Genomic DNA, 16,200 nt, shown 5'->3' with positions numbered 1-16,200 from the left:
GCGAGTGCCAACCCAGGTGGTACCCGAGTACCGGGTGCTGCCCCTGCCCTGCTTATACCCCTGCACCCCTGCACCCCTGCACCCCTGCACCCCTGCACCCCTGCACCCTCGCGGGTGAGCAATATTTGTCGATCGCAGAGCGATTTGCGACAAATATTGCTCACCCGCGAGGGCTCAAGGGGCTCAGGCCCAGGGGGCTCAAGGGGCCCAGGCCCAGGGGCCCAGGCTCAGGCTAGGACTTGGCCAGGTTGTCTAGGAGGCCTGCCTCGTGCTCGCGCGCGATCAGCGCTGCGAGGCCAGGTGAGCCCTGCAGCTCGGGGTCACTGTCGAGCAGCGCGCCCGCGACCTCGCGTGCGTGCGCGATGAGCGGCCCGTGTTCAGCCACGCGAAGCAGGCGCAGGGTTGAACGCCCACCCGACTGAGCGGTGCCGAGGATGTCGCCCTCGCGACGGAGTTCGAGGTCGACCTCCGCGAGCGCGAACCCGTCGGACGTCGCGGCAACCGCCTCGATTCGCTCACGCGCAATCGTGCCGGCCTCCGCGGTCGTCATCAGCAGGCAGAGGCCCGCGTGCTCGCCACGCCCGACACGCCCGCGCAACTGGTGCAGCTGTGAGATGCCAAACCTGTCGGCGTCGCGCACGATCATGATCGACGCGTTCGGCACGTTGACGCCGACCTCGATGACGGTCGTCGCGACGAGTACACCGATTTCGCGGTTTGCAAACCCGCGCATCACGCGGTCTTTCTCATCGGAGGGCATGCCGCCATGCAGCCCCTCAATCACCACACCCTGGAACGCGGGGTGCCGACGCAGCTCCCCCACCGTTTCTTCCACGTTTGCGAGCCGCCGTGTGTCCCCGCCTGCCTGCTCGGCAGCGACCTCTGGCGCGGCCTCAGCTTGACCGTCTTCGACCTCTCCGGGTGCAATCGCTGGGCACACAACGTAAATCTGTCGCCCCGCGGCGAGATCTTCGCCCGACCTCGCCCACACGCGGGCGGCCCGGTTCGGCATCTCAAGCTCCGGCACCGTGAATGTCTCAATGCCCTGACGCCCGGGCGGCAACTCGCGAATGGTGGTGACCTCGAGGTCACCGAACGCGGTCAGCGCGACCGTGCGTGGAATCGGAGTCGCGGTCATCGCGAGTACGTGCGGCTGTGTACCTTTCTGACGCAGCGCCTCGCGCTGTTCGACTCCGAATCGGTGCTGCTCATCAACCACGATGAGTCCCAGGTCGAGGAATGTCACGCCCTCACTGAGCAGTGCGTGCGTGCCGATCGCGATGCGCGACGCCCCCGAGACAAGCGACAGCAGCACCCGCTTGCGTTCGGCCGCGGGCATGCGCCCGGTGAGCAACACAGGGCGCAGCTCTTCGGTGAGCTCCGGTCCTAGCGAGTCGACGATCGAGCGATAGTGCTGCGCAGCGAGCACCTCGGTTGGAGCCAAGAGCGCGCTCTGACCGTCACCGTCGGCGACCTGCAGCATCGCGCGCAGCGCGACGAGGGTCTTACCCGAGCCGACCTCGCCCTGCAGTAATCGGTGCATGGGGTGCGGCTCAGCCAGTTCAGCGGCGATCGTCGCGCCAGCGAGCCGCTGGTCGCCGGTGAGTTCAAAGGGCAGCGCTGCGTCGAATCGCGCGAGCGGCCCACCCTGCGTCGCTGCCGGTCGAGGCGTGCTCGCTTCGAGCCCTGCGCGCCGCCGCCGATCGAGCAGCGCGAGCTGCAACTCAAATGCCTCGCGGAACCGAAAACTCTCCCGCGCTGCACGCCAGTCGGCGTCGTGCTGTGGCCGGTGAATATGTTCGAGCGCGCGGCCGAGCGGCACGACTCCCTCTGCCTCGCGGATATCGCTCGGCAGCGGATCATCTACCGCCCCGAGCGCGTCGAGAGCGAGCTCGACGGCGCGCTGCAGCGTCCAGGTTGGCATCTGCGCTGTCGCCGGGTAGATCGGAACGGGGGTCTCCGACCAGGCTTTCGCCGCCGCCTCGTCGAGCTGGTCACCGCCTGGGGCGTCATCGCGATTGTCAAACAGCTCGTACTCGGGGTGCTGCAGCTGCAGCTGACTGCGGTACTCGCTGACCTTGCCCGCGAAGAGTCCGCGCTTGCCCGGCAGCAGCTCTCGACCCCGCCACGCCTGGTTGAAGAACGTCAGCGTGAGTGTGCCCGTGCCGTCGGTGATGCGCACCTCGAGAAGCTTGCCATTGCGACGCTGCATCTGACGTTCGCGAACGTCGAGCACCTGCGCGACCACCGCAATCTGCTCGCCCACCGGCAGGCCGTTGAGCGGCGTGAGCTCGCCGCGCCGCGAGTACCGGCGGGGAAAGTGATAGAGCAGATCACCCACCGTGTGCATGTCGAACGCGCGCTCGAGTGGTTTCGCGGTGCGGTCACCGACCACACCCACGAGGGGCGTATCGAGAGTCACGCGGGTCATACACCCAGCGTATCGCCGACGGCAGACACGCTACGCTCGAACGGTGACGAGAATCATCTCTGGTGCTGCCGGATCCCTCAGGCTCGAGGTGCCCAAATCAGGCACGCGGCCCACGAGCGACCGCGTGCGCGAGGCGATTTTCTCGACGCTCGGATCGTGGGACCTCGTCGAACGCACGCGCGTGCTCGATCTCTATGCCGGTTCGGGTGCGCTCGGCCTCGAAGCGGCGAGCCGCGGGGCCACCGAGGTCACGCTCGTCGAAAAACACCCGCAGGCGGCCGAAACGGCAAAGCGCAACGCTCGGACCGTACTGACCGCGTTCGCGCGCACCCCCGACGCGACGCCAACGATCGACGTCGTGCGCCAATCGGTGCAGACCTTTCTCACGGCAATGGCCGAACGGCCTACGCCGCCGACCTGGGACGTCGTGATGCTCGATCCGCCTTACGATCTCACGGAAGCAGAGATCGCTGAGAATCTCGCGGCCGTGGTTCCGCTGCTGGCACCCGGATCGGCTGTGCTCGTCGAGCGCAGCACGCGCACTCCGCAGCCCGCGTGGCCCGCCGGTATCACCCTGATACGCGAGAAACGCTACGGCGAAACCGCTCTGTGGTGGGCTGAACCCGAGGTGGGCTGAACCCGCCGACGCAGCCCAGTAGTCAGCCGCACCCGCCGAAACACCAGAACGGGCCCGAGATCATGCGATCCCGGGCCCGTTCTATATACCGCCGTGTTTAGGAGCGCGGCAGCAGGGTGTACTTCGACGACAGGAACTCGTGGATTCCCTCGAAGCCGCCCTCGCGGCCGATGCCCGACTGCTTGACGCCGCCGAACGGAGCCGCCGCGTTCGACACGAGGCCGGTGTTCAGGCCCATCATGCCGGTCTCGAGCTTCTCGATCATGCGGTGTCCACGACCGATGTTCTCGGTGAACACGTAGCTGACCAGACCGTACTCGGTGTTGTTGGCGATCTCGACGGCTTCATCTTCGGTGGAGAAGCGGATGATGCCGAGCACCGGTCCGAAGATTTCCTCGCGCATGATTGCAGCCTGCGGGCTGAGGTGATCAATGACGGTCGGCTGGAAGAAGTTGCCCGGGCCGTCGATCGCTTCGCCACCTGTGACGATCGTGCCACCGGTCTCGACGGCGTCGGCAACAAGGCGAGCCGTGTTGGTCACGGCCTTCTCCTCGACGAGCGCGCCGATGTCATTACCCTCGTCAGCGCCACGGCCGATGGTCATCGCAGCGACCTTCTCGCCCACGCGACGAGCGAACTCGTCGGCAACCGACTCGTGCACGATGATACGGTTTGCCGCGGTGCACGCCTGGCCGATGTTGCGGAACTTTGCGAGCAGCGCGCCCTCTACTGCCTTGTCGAGATCTGCATCTTCGAACACGACGAACGGGGCGTTGCCGCCGAGTTCCATCGAGGTGCGAAGCACGTTCTCGGCAGCGGCCTTGAGTAGCGTCACGCCGACCGGCGTCGAGCCGGTGAACGACAGCTTGCGCAGACGCGGGTCGGAGAGCAGCGCGCTCGACTGCGCGCTCGACTTCGACGTTGCGACGACGTTCACGACACCGGCGGGGAGGCCGGCTTCTTCGAGCAGCTGCGCGAAGAAGATCGTGGTGAGCGGCGTGAGCGCTGCCGGCTTAATGACGACGGTGCAGCCCGCAGCGAGCGCGGGAGCGATCTTACGGGTCGCCATTGCGAGCGGGAAGTTCCAGGGCGTGATGAAGTAGCAGGGGCCAACGGGCATCTGCGAAACAATCATCGTGCCGGTGCCCTCTGGGTTCTGGCGGTAGTCGCCCGGAACCCGCACGGCCTCTTCCGAGAACCAGCGCAGGAACTCGCCACCGTAATTGACCTCGCCACGAGCCTCGGCGATGGGCTTACCCATCTCCATGCTCATGAGGAGCGCGAATTCTTCCTTGCGCTCCATGAGCAGGTCGAACGTACGGCGCAAGATATTGGAGCGCTCGCGGCTAGACGTCGCCGCCCACTTTTCCTGCGCGGCAACCGCGGCGTCGAGGGCGCGCACGGCGTCTTCAACGGTCGCGTCGGCAATCGTCTTGATAACCTCGCCGGTCGCGGGGTCGTGCACGTCGAGCGTCGCACCCGACGTCGAGGGCTCCCAGGAGCCGCCGATGCCGAGGCCAGAGGAGACGCGGTCGAGCAGATCCTGCTCATTGGGCTTCACAGCCATGTGCGGTGTCCTTTCAGAATCTTCAGAATAGGAAGCGGAGATCAGTTGGCGGCAAGCGCTTCAGCGACGACCTGGAGGCCCTCGCGCAGCAGCTCATCGGAGATCGAGAGCGGCGGCAGGAAGCGGATGACGTTACCGAAGGTACCGCAGGTGAGCACGACGACGCCCTGCTCCCCCGCAGCCTTCGCGATTGCGCCGGTGAGCGCTGCGGCGGGCTTCTTCGAACCCGACTCGACGAGCTCGATCGCCTTCATCGCGCCGCGGCCGCGGATATCGCCAATGCGATCGTCCGACTTCTGCAGCTCGCCGAAGAACTCGTCGATGATCGCGCCGATTTCGCGGGCACGCTCCGTGAGGTTCTCGCGCTCGTAGGTGTCGATCGTCGCGAGTGCCGCAGCACACGCGATCGGGCTGCCCGCGTAGGTGCCGCCCAGTCCGCCGGCGTGTGCCGAGTCCATGATCTCGGCGCGGCCGGTGACCGCCGACAGCGGCAGGCCGCCCGCGATGCCCTTAGCGGTGGTGACCAGGTCGGCCACGACGCCCTCGTGGTTCGCTGCGAACAGGTCGCCCGTGCGCGCGAAGCCGGTCTGCACCTCGTCAAGGATGAAGACGACGTTGTTTGCCGTTGCCCACTCCTGAATCGCCGGGAGGAATCCCTCGGCGGGAGCGATGAAGCCGCCCTCGCCCTGAATGGGCTCGATGATGATCGCCGCGAGGTTACCGGCGCCGACCTGCTTCTCGATCTGGCTCAGCGCGACCGAAGCGGCGTCGGCACCCGAGAGGCCGTCGCGGAACGGGTACGAGGTGGGAACGCGGTAGACCTCGGGGGCGAACGGGCCAAAGCCATCCTTGTAGGGAATGTTCTTCGCGGTCATACCCATGGTCAGGTTCGTGCGGCCGTGGTACGCGTGATCGAACACGACGACGGCGTTCTTCTTCGTGAAGTGACGAGCGATCTTGATCGCATTCTCAACCGCCTCTGCACCCGAGTTGAACAGCGCCGAGCGCTTCTCGTGGTCGCCCGGGATGAGCTCGTTGAGCTTCTCGGCGACGGCCACGTAGCCCTCGTAGGGGGTGACGGTGAAGCAGGTGTGCGTGAACTGCTGCACCTGGTTGATGACGGCCTCAACGACCGCAGGAGCGGCATTGCCGACACCGGTCACGGCGATGCCGGAACCCAGGTCGATGAGCGAGTTGCCATCGGCGTCAACCATGACGCCGCCGCCTGCCGCGACGATCGAAACGGGAAGGGCAACGCCCACACCCGCAGCAACGGCCGAGTTCTTGCGAGCGAGCAGCTCCTGCGACTTCGGACCAGGGATGCTGGTGACAAGCTTGCGCTCCTGAGGAAGCGAGGGACCGCCGGTAACTTCGGCCATGACTGATTCTCCTTATGAGTCTCGAAGGGGGCCCGCTGCAGAACCGCGGGCTCAGTGTGATTCCGGATCAGCATACGCCCTGTGAAACATTTCACATTCTGCCATGATGGTGTTTGAGTAGGGTAAGTTTCACCACATTGGCACGCGAGGTGCGGCGCAGAGTCAACACGAATGGAGTATCCAATGGTCGACGCAACAGCCGCGCACACGCCGACCATTGAACTCGGCGAACTGCTGCACCAGTATCAACTCGAACTCGCCCTGATCGCCGGGGCAAGCCAAGCTGCTGCCACCCGGTTGGTGCAGTGGGTGCACGTCAGCGAGCTCGAGGACCCCACACCGTTTCTCACGCCTCGCACGGTGCTGCTGACGACCGGAGCCAGATTTGGCGTCATGCGCACCGCAGGCGACGCCAGCGACTATGTGCGGCGCCTCGTCGATGCGGGGGTGACGGCACTCGGCGTGGCCGTCGGGCTGCACTGGGAGCGCGTTCCGGCGCTCGTGGTCTCGGCTTGTGACCGGCTCGACCTCCCACTCATCCGCGTGCCCTACGACACCGCATTCATTGAAATCGTCCAGACGGCTGCACGGCTGCTCGAAGCGAAGACGCGGGATCGCGATGTCTGGTCCCTCGAATCGCAGCGCGCCGTAGCCAATGCCTCGCTGCATCGCGACGGGCTCGGTGCAGCAGTGCGTGAGGCCGCGACTCGACTCGGCAGGTGGGTCTGCATCACCGATCGATTTGGGCGCATCGTCGAGTTCGCCCCGCAGAGTGCCCGGCCCGAGTTGCCCGCTGACTGGGTGCGCCGCGAGTCTCGACGCATCATCGACCGCGGGGTGAGCGCCGCGCGCATTGAAACTGAGTCGGGAACCGGCATGCAGTTGCAGGCACTCGGACGTCAGGGACACGTGCTTGGCGTGCTCGCGGTTGAGGAGCGCGGCGTGCCTGATTCTGCGGAGCGCGGCCTCCACGGTCTCATCGCCGCACTCGCGACGGTGCAGTTGGAGCATCGCAGCGGCATCCGTTCTGCACAGTCGGTGCTGCGAGACGCAATCGTCGAATTGCTGCTAGCGAAGCACGTCGCGCTCGCCGAGCGGCTGTCTACCGGGGTGCTCGCGCGTTTTCCGCAGGGCCCCGCTGTGGTGGTGCGCTACGCGGTTCCGGATCACCTCGACCCGACCTTCGCTGAAGATCTGCAGTCGCTCGACGCCGGCACCCCGGGGCTCTTTACCGCCACCGCGAACGCGGAGCCGCTCATGATCGCTGAGGCGCGTCATCTCCCGGCGATCCGGCGCCTGTTCTCTGCACACCATCTCGCCGCTGGCGTGTCCGATCGCGGTGACCTCGCGCGGATGGGCGAAGCACTCGTCGAAGCCGAGCTTGCGTTCAGCCGCGCGGTCGCGAGTGGGGCTAAAGCGCCCGTCGACTATCTTCCGTCGCTGCACGAGGGGGTGTTGCACCTGCTCGACGCGCAGCCGGAGGCGAAGCGGCGCGCATCACTCCTGCTGGCACCGGTGAGGCACCACGACGAGCGCCACAGCGACCGCATTGAGGAAGCCCTCCGCGTGTGGTTATCGCACCACGGACAGACAAGCGCTGCGGCGCTTGAACTCGACGTGCACCGCCACACTGTGAAGGCGCGAGTGCAGACGGCGGCGCAGTTACTTCAGTCAGACCTCGACTCCCCCGATGTCCGCGCCGAGCTCTGGGCGGCGCTGAGGCTGCTCCGCTAATTCGCGCAGCTTCGCGATTACCGCCGTGCGCGCCTACGCGGCACCCGGGTATTGGACGGTGTACGGGTCCCATCCGCGTGCCGTGAGGGGCGCGCTATCGAGGGTGATCCGCTCGTCGGGAGCTTGCGCTGAGACGACTTCCCCGATGACCCGGAAACCGGTGGGGAGTATCGCCTCCGCTGGGAACGTCGCGAGCAAACCGTGGTCTTCACCGCCGTAGAGCATCGCATCGACCGGCACCTCGACGTCGCTCTGCACTCCGAACGCCAGCCGCAAGCGTTCAGCGTCGAACGCGATGCGCGCGTCGCTCGCTACCGCCATGCGTCCGGCGTCGATCGACAGCGAATCAGACACGTCCATCATCGCGGTCGCGCCGGCCTCGGCAGCTGCCACCCCGAGCGGGATAGGCGGCGCCGGGGCAAGCTGCGCCGCGATCGCCTCCGGGTGCGTGCGCCAGAGCTCGGGCAGCGACCGTGAGTGAGCGAGGCCGTCACCATCGGCCGCCTCCGCAAACAGCACCGACAGACCGAGCCCCGCGAGTCCCAGCTCCCCCGCGTATGCCACGATGTCGCCTGGCGTCGCGCCCGAGCGCAGCACCGCGGCGCGCCCCTCCAAGTCTCCGACCGCAGTCACCGACGCGACGATCACGGGCGCACGCCCGAGGTCGCCGCCCACAACCCCGCAGCCGGGAGCGAGCGCTCGACAAGCGGCGTCGAGGCCCTCCGCGATGCGTTCCAGCAGCGACACCGGTGTCTCACGAGGAACCGCGAGGGCCACGGTGAGGGCGGTTGGGCGCGCGCCCATCGCCGCGACGTCCGAAAGGTTCGTCGCGGCGAGCTTCCAGCCGAGCTCAAATCCGTCGTGCCACGCGAGCCGAAAGTCTGGGCCCTCGATCATCGTGTCGGTCGTCACGACCACGTCGCCGACTGTGCGCAGCACCGCGCAGTCGTCGCCCGGGCCCACAATCGCAGCGTCGGAGTCAGAAAGCTGCGCGAGCACCCTCGCGAGCACACCGCTTTCGCCGAGCTCGCCGACCGTCGTAACGTGATCTTCGCGCTGTTTCACGTCTCAACGCTACCGCCGCCGACCTCATCATGCTCCGCTCAACGCACGCGGCCGACGACCAGCTCCCGCCGACTAGGCTGGCAGGGTGAAGTTTCGTGCCCTGAAGATCATCGCTCTTTCGGCCGCACTCGCAGGGACCGCGTCGCTCCTGACCGCGTGCGCACCGACCGTACCGATGCAGGCCGCTGACGACGCGAATAATCCGGCCTGCGCGAACGTGATTGTGCGCCTGCCCGACGTGGTTGCTGGCGAGGAGCGCCGCAGCACGAACGCGCAGTCGACCGGCGCCTGGGGCGACGGGGCGGTGCAGCTCATCTGCGGTCTCGAACCGAGTGGGCCGACGACTGACACGTGCGTCAACGTCAACGGCGTGGACTGGGTGATCGACGACTCAGCGGCGCCGATCTACCGGTTTGAGCCCTATGGCCGCACTCCCGGAATCGCGGTCTACGTCGATTCCGAGCAGGTCAGCGGGACGGAGACAACGGTCGATCTCAATGCCGTCGTGCAGCAGCTGCCGCAGGAGCGGAAGTGCACGACGCTCTCAGACACGTTTGATGTGCCCGGCGCCAAGCAGTAATTTTCAGTACGCGGGCCGACGCTCGATCGCGAGTTCAATGAGCTCGGTGATGAGCTCGGTGTAGCTCAGTCCCGACTCCTCCCAGAGTCTGGGGTACATCGAGATTGGCGTGAAACCTGGCAACGTGTTGATCTCGTTCAGCACGGGACCAGACTCGGTGAGGAAGAAATCGACTCGAGCGAGCCCCGCACACTGCGCGATCTCGAACGCGAGCACCGCGTCGCGCTCCAGCGCCGCGTATTCTTCGTCACTGACGTCGGCCGGCAGCTCGAGTCTCACGCCCGTTCCGCCCAGATACTTCGACTCAAAATCGTAGAATCCGTCGCCCGTCACCACGATCTCACCGATCACGGAGCTCGTGCGCGCACGCGAATCTCCGCGCCCCTCAAGCACCGCGATTTCGACTTCGCGGCCGACAACACCGGATTCGACGAGCACCGTGCGATCCTCAGCGAAGGCAATTTCAAGCGCCGCAGGGAGTTCCGCGGCGTTCGTCACCTTCGTGACGCCCATGCTCGAGCCAGCGCGCGCCGGCTTCACGAAGAGCGGATATGTGAGCCCGTCATCGAGGCGCGCGACGATGCTCGCGTCGTGCTCGACCTGCGATCGGGTGACGGTGTTCCACGGCGCGACCGCGATGCCGGCGTCTGCCAGCACAGTCTTCACCGCGTGCTTGTCCATGCACAGCGCTGAACCGAGCACTCCGCTACCGACGTACGGCATATCGACGAGTTCGAGCATGCCCTGCACCGTGCCGTCCTCCCCGTACGGGCCGTGCAGCATGGGCAATACGGCATCCGCGTGCCCGAGATTCCGCAGTTCGCCGGCCTGATTAATGGCCGTGAGTGTTCGCGTATCGGTGGAGGCCGGCCACAGCACCCGCGTGCCATTGTCGTGCACCTCGGGAAGCACGGCGGCGTCAAGCCGGTACGCGTCGAGATCTTCCTCCCGCATCAGGACCGTCGCACCGCGCTTGGTAATGCCGACCGGGATCACCTGGAACTTGCTGCGGTCGATCGCGCGAAGCACCCCGGCCGCCGTCACGCAGCTGATGCCGTGCTCGCTCGAACGTCCACCAAACAGGAGCACGACCGTGCGCTTCACCGCGCTATCAGCACTCGGCACCGCGTTATCAATCTCAGTCATGCGCCAGTCCCCCTCATTCGGCCGAAGAATCGCTTCAGACGGCCCGGCTGGGGCGCGACGACACTGAGTTCGGCCTGCGGCACGCCGTCTTCAGTCGCGAGGTGGGGTCCGAGGTTTTTCGGCAGCATGCTGCCGCTCAGCACCATCTGCACCTGCTCAACAATTGGCATCACGATGCCCCGCTCGCGAGCCAGTTCAAGCACCGGTGGCACCGAGGTGATGCCCTCAGCGACCTGCTGCATCTGCTCGCGCGTCTCCTCTTGCGTATACCCCTGGCCGATCAATCGGCCCGCAGTGTTGTTGCGCGATAGCGGCGATTGGCAGGTGGCGATCAGATCGCCAAGACCCGCAAGACCTGAAAGCGTCACGGGATCGGCGCCAGAAGCGATCGAGAACTCGGTCATCTCGGCGAGCCCGCGCGTGATAATCGCAGCCTTCGTGTTCTCGCCGTAACCGACGCCGTCGACAATGCCGATCGCGAGCGCGATGAGGTTCTTCAGTACGCCGCCGAGTTCGGTGCCGACCACGTCCGTGTTCACGTAAGTGCGGAAGTAGGGCGCGCTCGCGGCGGTCGCGACCTCTTGAGCAACCCCGAGATCGGTGCACGATGCAACGGCACCCGTTGGCTGCTCCTTCGCGATCTCGAGCGCGATATTCGGTCCGGAGACCACCGCGATGCGCTCGGGCCCCAGGTCAAGCGTGTCGGCAATCACCTCGGACATGCGCATGGTGGTCGTCTTTTCGATGCCCTTGACGAGGCTGACGAGCACAGAGGTGCGCTCCAGATACGGCTCGAGGTCGATCAGATTCTGGCGCAGCGTCTGGCTCGGTACTGCGAGGAAGACCAAGCGTGCGCCTCGCAGCGCGACCGCAAGGTCATCGGTCGCATGCAGCGACTTCGGCAGGTTAATTCCGGGAAGGTACTGGCTGTTGCGGCGCGCGACCTGGATCTCATTCGCGACCTCGGGCCGGCGCGCCCACATCGTGACATCGCAGCCGGCGTCGGCGAGTACTTTGGCGAACGTCGTTCCCCAGCTGCCTGCACCGATAACGGCGACTTTGCGGCCACTATTGCGCTCGACACTGCTGTTGGCCTTACCCGTTATGGTCGCGCCTGATCGGTTGCTCAAAAGCGCCCCGTTTCGCTCTGGTGATGCTTACTCGGATCCCAGCGCTCGGCCGGGGGCGTCTCGCCGCGCAGATCTGCGAGGAGCGCGGTAATTGCGTCCATGAGATCGCGCGTCGCGTCGTTGATGACTCGTTGGTCGAGGGGCTTCCCCTCGTAGCGGCTGAGGTCGAGCGGTTCGCCAATTGACACTTCGATTGTCTTACGCGGGAACGGGTGCAGACGCTTGGCGTAACGCGGCATCAGCCGGTGCGCGCCCCAGTGTGCGACGGGAATGAGGGGAATACCCGATTCGAGCGCCAGGCGCACGGCACCACTCTTACCGCGCATGGGCCACAGATCAGGATCGCGTGTGAGTGTGCCCTCGGGGTACACGATGAGGCCGTCTTGCCGCTCGATAATCTGTGACGCAGCGCTCATCGGATTGCCATTGCGCCCGGCCGAGCGCGCAACGCCGTCACGCTGCACCGGTACCTGCCCCGAAGCGCGCATCAGCCAACCGAGCACGGGAACCTTGAACAGGCTGGCCTTCGCCATGAACCGCGGCAAGCGGCCAAGGTGCCATACCGCAGCGCCGATTGCAATCGGGTCGACCTCGCTGTAGTGGTTCGGGGCAAGGATGAACGGGCCGCGCTCAGGGAGCTTCGACTGGGGCGTGAATCGGTAACGCACCATGAGCGACCAGAACGGAAGAATCATTGAAGCAAGTACCCAGAACGCCGAGGGGCGACGCTTCTCCGGCGACAGCCGGCTCCGGAACTTCACGGTGTCAGTCATAGGTCCATTATCTCGAAGCGGCGGCTACCCAGGGGCATACGCCCCGGGTAACCGCCGCATTCGCAGAAGACTTGCCGTGTTTAGCTTTCGTAGACGAAATCTGCGCCGAGCAGGTGCAACTTCTCGATGAAATTCTCGTAGCCGCGAGAGATAATGCCCAGGTTCGTGACCTTTGACTGACCCTCGGCTGTGAGCGCCGCAATCAGGTGGCTGAAGCCACCGCGCAGATCGGGAACCTCGATGTCCGCACCGTGCAGCGGAGTCGGTCCCGTGATGACGGCTGCCTGCTCGAATTCGCGACGCTTCACACGACGGGTCGCATCGTTCAGCCCATCCTTGTAGACGACGATGTCGGCGCCCATCTGCACGAGTGCGTCGGTGAAGCCGAAGCGGTTCTCGTAGACGGTCTCGTGAATGGTCGACTGACCCTCCGCCTGCGTGAGTGCGACGACAAGCGGCTGCTGCCAGTCAGTCATAAAGCCGGGGTGCACATCGGTCTCGATGGTGACCGGCTTCAACGCGCCGCCCGGGTGCCAGAAGCGGATACCGTCGTCGTGCACGTCGAAGTCGCCGCCCACCTTGCGGAAGACGTTCAGGAAGGTCATCATCTCTTCCTGCTGCACGCCACCAACGAACACATCGCCCTTGGTCGCGAGTGCCGCTGCGGCCCAGCTAGCGGCCTCGTTGCGATCGAAGATCGCGCGGTGGTCGTAGCCGCGCAGTTCGCTGACGCCCTCGATAAAGATGACGCGATTCGGCTCCATCGAAATGATCGCGCCCATCTTCTGCAGGATGCAGATGAGGTCGACGATCTCGGGCTCGATCGCCGCGTTGCGCAGCTCAGTCTGGCCCTCGGCGAGCACAGCCGTGAGCAGCACCTGCTCGGTCGCACCGACTGAGGGGTACGGGAGCTCGATGTTCGCGCCCTTGAGGCCGTTCGGCGCCGTCAGGCTAATACCGCTGGGAAGCTTCTCAATGACCGCACCAAAGTTGCGGAGGGCCTCGAGGTGGAAGTCGATCGGACGATCGCCGATCCGGCACCCACCCAAATCAGGGATGAACGCCTCGCCCAGGCGATGCAGCAGCGGGCCGCAGAACAGAATCGGAATACGCGAGGATCCCGCGTGCGCGTCAATGTCTGCCTGGTGGGCGACCTCGACGTTTGAGGGGTCGAGACGCCACTCGCCGGCCTGTTCACCACGGGTAATCAGCACACCGTGCAGAGCGAGCAGCCCGGCGACAACGCGCACGTCGGAGATGTTGGGAACGTTGCGCAGCACGCTCGGCGTCTTGCCGAGCAGGGCCGCCACCATTGCTTTGGTCGCGAGGTTCTTCGCGCCGCGCACCTCGATGCGTCCCTTGAGCGGGCGGCCACCGTTGATGATGATCTCGTCAGAGGTCAATCCAACGCGCGCGCCAGCCTTCTGCGCGTCTTGGCGCAGACCCTCAGCCTGCGCGGCCGCGCTCTCGGCGGAGGTCTCGTTCTCAGCGCTCTCGGTGCCCGCGCCGTGCGCGGGGCTCTCGACTGCGTCGAGGGTATTGACGGTCTCGGTCTGGGATTCGAGCTTCTCGGTCATGCGGCCTCCACGGGGGTCGTTGTCGGCATCCAGCTCGGGCGGTTGGCCTCGAACGTCGTAATCGCATCCGCGTTGCGGAGCGTGAGGGAAATATCGTCGTGCCCCTCCATGAGGCGCCAACGGGTGTAGTCGTCGACCTCAAACGGAATGGTGAGATCGCCCACTGTAATCGTGCAGTCTTCAAGGCTCACTGCGAGCGAGACGCCGGGCTGCGCGTGAATCGCGGCCCAGATGCGCTTCACGTCGTCTTCGGGCACCTGCGCGGCGAGCAAACCCTGCTTGCCAGAGTTCCCTCGGAAAATGTCGGCGAAGCGGGGCGAAATGACGACCTTGAAGCCGAAATCGCGAAGCGCCCAGACGGCGTGCTCGCGGGATGAACCGGTGCCGAAATCGGGGCCAGCTACCAGAATCTCGGCGCCCTGAAACTCGGGCAGGTTGAGCACGAAGTTTTCGTCTTGCCGCCAGTGGTAAAAGAGCGCGTCTTCGAACCCGGTCTTCGTAACCCGCTTCAGGAACACCGCGGGGATGATCTGATCGGTGTCAACGTTGGAGCGCTCGAGCGGCGCGGCGATGCCGGTGAGTGTGATGAACTTCTGCATGGCTCAGGCTCCCGCCTTCTCGGAGACGGGCATGATGGGAATGCGGCGGCGCACTGGCGCTTCGGAACCGGCCGGGGCATCGTGTGTGATGCCGTTCGCTGCGTCTTCCGTGAGATCCCACGGGCTCGACAGCGTGCCACGAATTGCCGTGGCAGCTGCAACGAGCGGGGACACGAGGTGGGTGCGCCCGCCCTTGCCCTGGCGGCCCTCGAAGTTGCGGTTCGAGGTCGACGCGCAACGCTCACCGGGCGCGAGCTGGTCGGGATTCATGCCGAGGCACATGGAGCACCCGGCAAAGCGCCACTCGCCGCCGAACGCCTCGACCACGCGGTCGATCCCCTCGGCTTCGGCCTCAGCGCGCACGCGCGCGGAGCCGGGAACGACCATCAACCTGACGCCCTCTGCCTTCTGCTTGCCCTTGATAAGCTCGGCAAAAATGCGCAGATCGTCGAGACGGCTGTTCGTGCACGAACCCATGAATACCGCGTCAACGGGAATCTGCTTCATCGGGGTGCCAGCTTCGAGATCCATGTACTCGAGCGCACGCTCGGCCGCAGCACGCTCGTTGGGGTCTGAGATGTCGGCGGGATTCGGTACGGTGTCGCTGAGGAGCACGCCCTGACCCGGATTTGTACCCCAGGTGACAAACGGTTCAAGTGCGTTCGCATCGATAAAGATCTCTTTATCGAACACCGCACTCTCATCGGTGGGCAGCGTCTTCCAGTAGGCGACCGCGGCGTCCCAGTCGGCACCCTTGGGCGCGTGCGGGCGACCCTCGACGTAGTCAAACGTCGTCTGGTCAGGGGCGACCATGCCCGCGCGAGCGCCGGCCTCGATCGACATGTTGCACATGGTCATACGCCCGTCCATGGACAGCGCACGGATCGCCGAACCACGGTACTCGAGCACGTAGCCCTGACCCCCGCCGGTGCCAATCTTCGCGATGACCGCGAGAATGATGTCTTTCGCGGTAACTCCGGGGCGCAGCTCGCCGTCGACGTTAATCGCCATGGTCTTGAACGGCTTCAGCGGCAGCGTCTGGGTCGCCATAACGTGCTCGACCTCGCTCGTACCGATGCCGAAAGCCAGAGCGCCGAACGCGCCGTGCGTGGAAGTGTGACTGTCGCCACAGACCACGGTGATGCCGGGCATCGAGAGTCCGAGCTGCGGCCCGACGACGTGCACAATGCCCTGCTCGCGATCGCCCAGCGGGTGAGCGCGCACACCGAATTCTGCGACGTTCTGCCGGAGGGTCTCAATCTGTAACCGACTCGTCGGATCTTCGATCTCACGAGTGATGTTGAGGGTCGGAGTGTTGTGATCTTCCGTCGCGATCATCAGATCGACACGACGCAGCGGTCGGTTCGCGACGCGCAGCCCGTCGAAGGCCTGGGGGCTCGTCACCTCATGGATGAGGTGAAGATCGATGTAGATGAGATCGGGCTCGCCATTCTCACCCTTGACGACAACGTGGTCTTCCCACAGCTTCTCAGCCAGGGTGCGGGGCCGCACGGCCGCCTCCGACGTAATCTGCTCGCTCATGTGTGCTTCTCTTCCCGGTTCTGTGCACTCAGCACTGTGC

General features: G+C 65.5%; 13 protein-coding genes. 3 read left to right on the top strand and 10 right to left on the bottom strand.

Features of this window, described 5'->3' with window-relative positions; genetic code table 11:
* Window positions 1–232: 232 nt before the first annotated feature.
* Entirely contained in the window at window positions 233–2,431 is a 2,199-nt protein-coding gene (locus ACFWHR_RS07875; protein ID WP_382447714.1) for an ATP-dependent DNA helicase RecG, read from the bottom strand.
* A gap of 43 nt (window positions 2,432–2,474) precedes the next feature.
* Here ACFWHR_RS07875 and rsmD point away from each other — a divergent pair, with 43 nt between their 5' ends.
* Window positions 2,475–3,068 carry a 16S rRNA (guanine(966)-N(2))-methyltransferase RsmD gene (rsmD, locus tag ACFWHR_RS07870; protein WP_382447713.1) on the top strand — a complete coding sequence of 198 codons (594 nt, stop codon included), beginning with the start codon at window positions 2,475–2,477 and terminating at the stop codon, window positions 3,066–3,068.
* A 97-nt stretch (window positions 3,069–3,165) separates the two neighbouring features.
* Here the strand turns inward: rsmD and ACFWHR_RS07865 are convergent, their stop codons facing one another.
* Window positions 3,166–4,635, bottom strand: coding sequence for an NAD-dependent succinate-semialdehyde dehydrogenase (locus ACFWHR_RS07865; RefSeq protein ID WP_382447712.1), 1,470 nt, complete (start codon window positions 4,633–4,635; stop codon window positions 3,166–3,168).
* A gap of 41 nt (window positions 4,636–4,676) precedes the next feature.
* The gene (gene gabT, locus ACFWHR_RS07860) at window positions 4,677–6,014 is read right to left on the bottom strand and encodes a 4-aminobutyrate--2-oxoglutarate transaminase (protein WP_382447711.1); all 1,338 of its coding nucleotides are present in this window, start codon (window positions 6,012–6,014) and stop codon (window positions 4,677–4,679) included.
* Window positions 6,015–6,197: 183 nt separating this feature from the next.
* On the opposite strand from gabT, the gene ACFWHR_RS07855 reads away from it, so the two are divergent.
* A complete protein-coding gene (locus ACFWHR_RS07855) occupies window positions 6,198–7,748 on the top strand; it encodes a PucR family transcriptional regulator (protein ID WP_382447710.1) in 1,551 nt (516 codons plus the stop codon).
* A gap of 33 nt (window positions 7,749–7,781) precedes the next feature.
* On the opposite strand, the gene thiL is transcribed toward ACFWHR_RS07855, so the two are convergent.
* Window positions 7,782–8,813 carry a thiamine-phosphate kinase gene (thiL, locus tag ACFWHR_RS07850; RefSeq protein ID WP_382447709.1) on the bottom strand — a complete coding sequence of 344 codons (1,032 nt, stop codon included), beginning with the start codon at window positions 8,811–8,813 and terminating at the stop codon, window positions 7,782–7,784.
* Window positions 8,814–8,898: 85 nt separating this feature from the next.
* Here thiL and ACFWHR_RS07845 point away from each other — a divergent pair, with 85 nt between their 5' ends.
* Complete coding sequence (locus ACFWHR_RS07845; RefSeq protein ID WP_382447708.1) at window positions 8,899–9,393, top strand: DUF3515 family protein; 495 nt, start codon at window positions 8,899–8,901, stop codon at window positions 9,391–9,393.
* A gap of 3 nt (window positions 9,394–9,396) precedes the next feature.
* Here the strand turns inward: ACFWHR_RS07845 and ACFWHR_RS07840 are convergent, their stop codons facing one another.
* From ACFWHR_RS07840 to leuC, 6 genes are all read right to left on the bottom strand, one after another.
* A complete protein-coding gene (locus ACFWHR_RS07840) occupies window positions 9,397–10,539 on the bottom strand; it encodes a D-alanine--D-alanine ligase family protein (protein WP_382447707.1) in 1,143 nt (380 codons plus the stop codon).
* Window positions 10,536–11,669, bottom strand: coding sequence for an NAD(P)H-dependent glycerol-3-phosphate dehydrogenase (locus tag ACFWHR_RS07835; RefSeq protein WP_382447706.1), 1,134 nt, complete (start codon window positions 11,667–11,669; stop codon window positions 10,536–10,538). Before ACFWHR_RS07835 ends, ACFWHR_RS07840 begins: the two co-directional genes overlap by 4 nt.
* Complete coding sequence (locus ACFWHR_RS07830; protein WP_382447705.1) at window positions 11,666–12,442, bottom strand: lysophospholipid acyltransferase family protein; 777 nt, start codon at window positions 12,440–12,442, stop codon at window positions 11,666–11,668. Before ACFWHR_RS07830 ends, ACFWHR_RS07835 begins: the two co-directional genes overlap by 4 nt.
* Window positions 12,443–12,522: 80 nt before the next feature.
* Window positions 12,523–14,019 carry a UDP-N-acetylglucosamine 1-carboxyvinyltransferase gene (gene murA, locus ACFWHR_RS07825; protein WP_382447704.1) on the bottom strand — a complete coding sequence of 499 codons (1,497 nt, stop codon included), beginning with the start codon at window positions 14,017–14,019 and terminating at the stop codon, window positions 12,523–12,525.
* Window positions 14,016–14,618 (bottom strand): 3-isopropylmalate dehydratase small subunit, encoded by a 603-nt coding sequence (gene leuD, locus ACFWHR_RS07820; RefSeq protein WP_382447703.1) that lies wholly within the window; start codon window positions 14,616–14,618, stop codon window positions 14,016–14,018. Before leuD ends, murA begins: the two co-directional genes overlap by 4 nt.
* 3 nt (window positions 14,619–14,621) lie before the next feature.
* The gene (leuC, locus tag ACFWHR_RS07815; RefSeq protein ID WP_382447702.1) at window positions 14,622–16,160 is read right to left on the bottom strand and encodes a 3-isopropylmalate dehydratase large subunit; all 1,539 of its coding nucleotides are present in this window, start codon (window positions 16,158–16,160) and stop codon (window positions 14,622–14,624) included.
* Window positions 16,161–16,200: the final 40 nt, after the last annotated feature.

It is taken from the genome of Leucobacter sp. NPDC058333 (assembly GCF_042726155.1).
GTDB lineage: Bacteria > Actinomycetota > Actinomycetes > Actinomycetales > Microbacteriaceae > Leucobacter.
The sequence above is the reverse complement of the archived record's forward strand: the minus strand, read 5'-3'. Positions and strand labels throughout refer to the sequence as shown.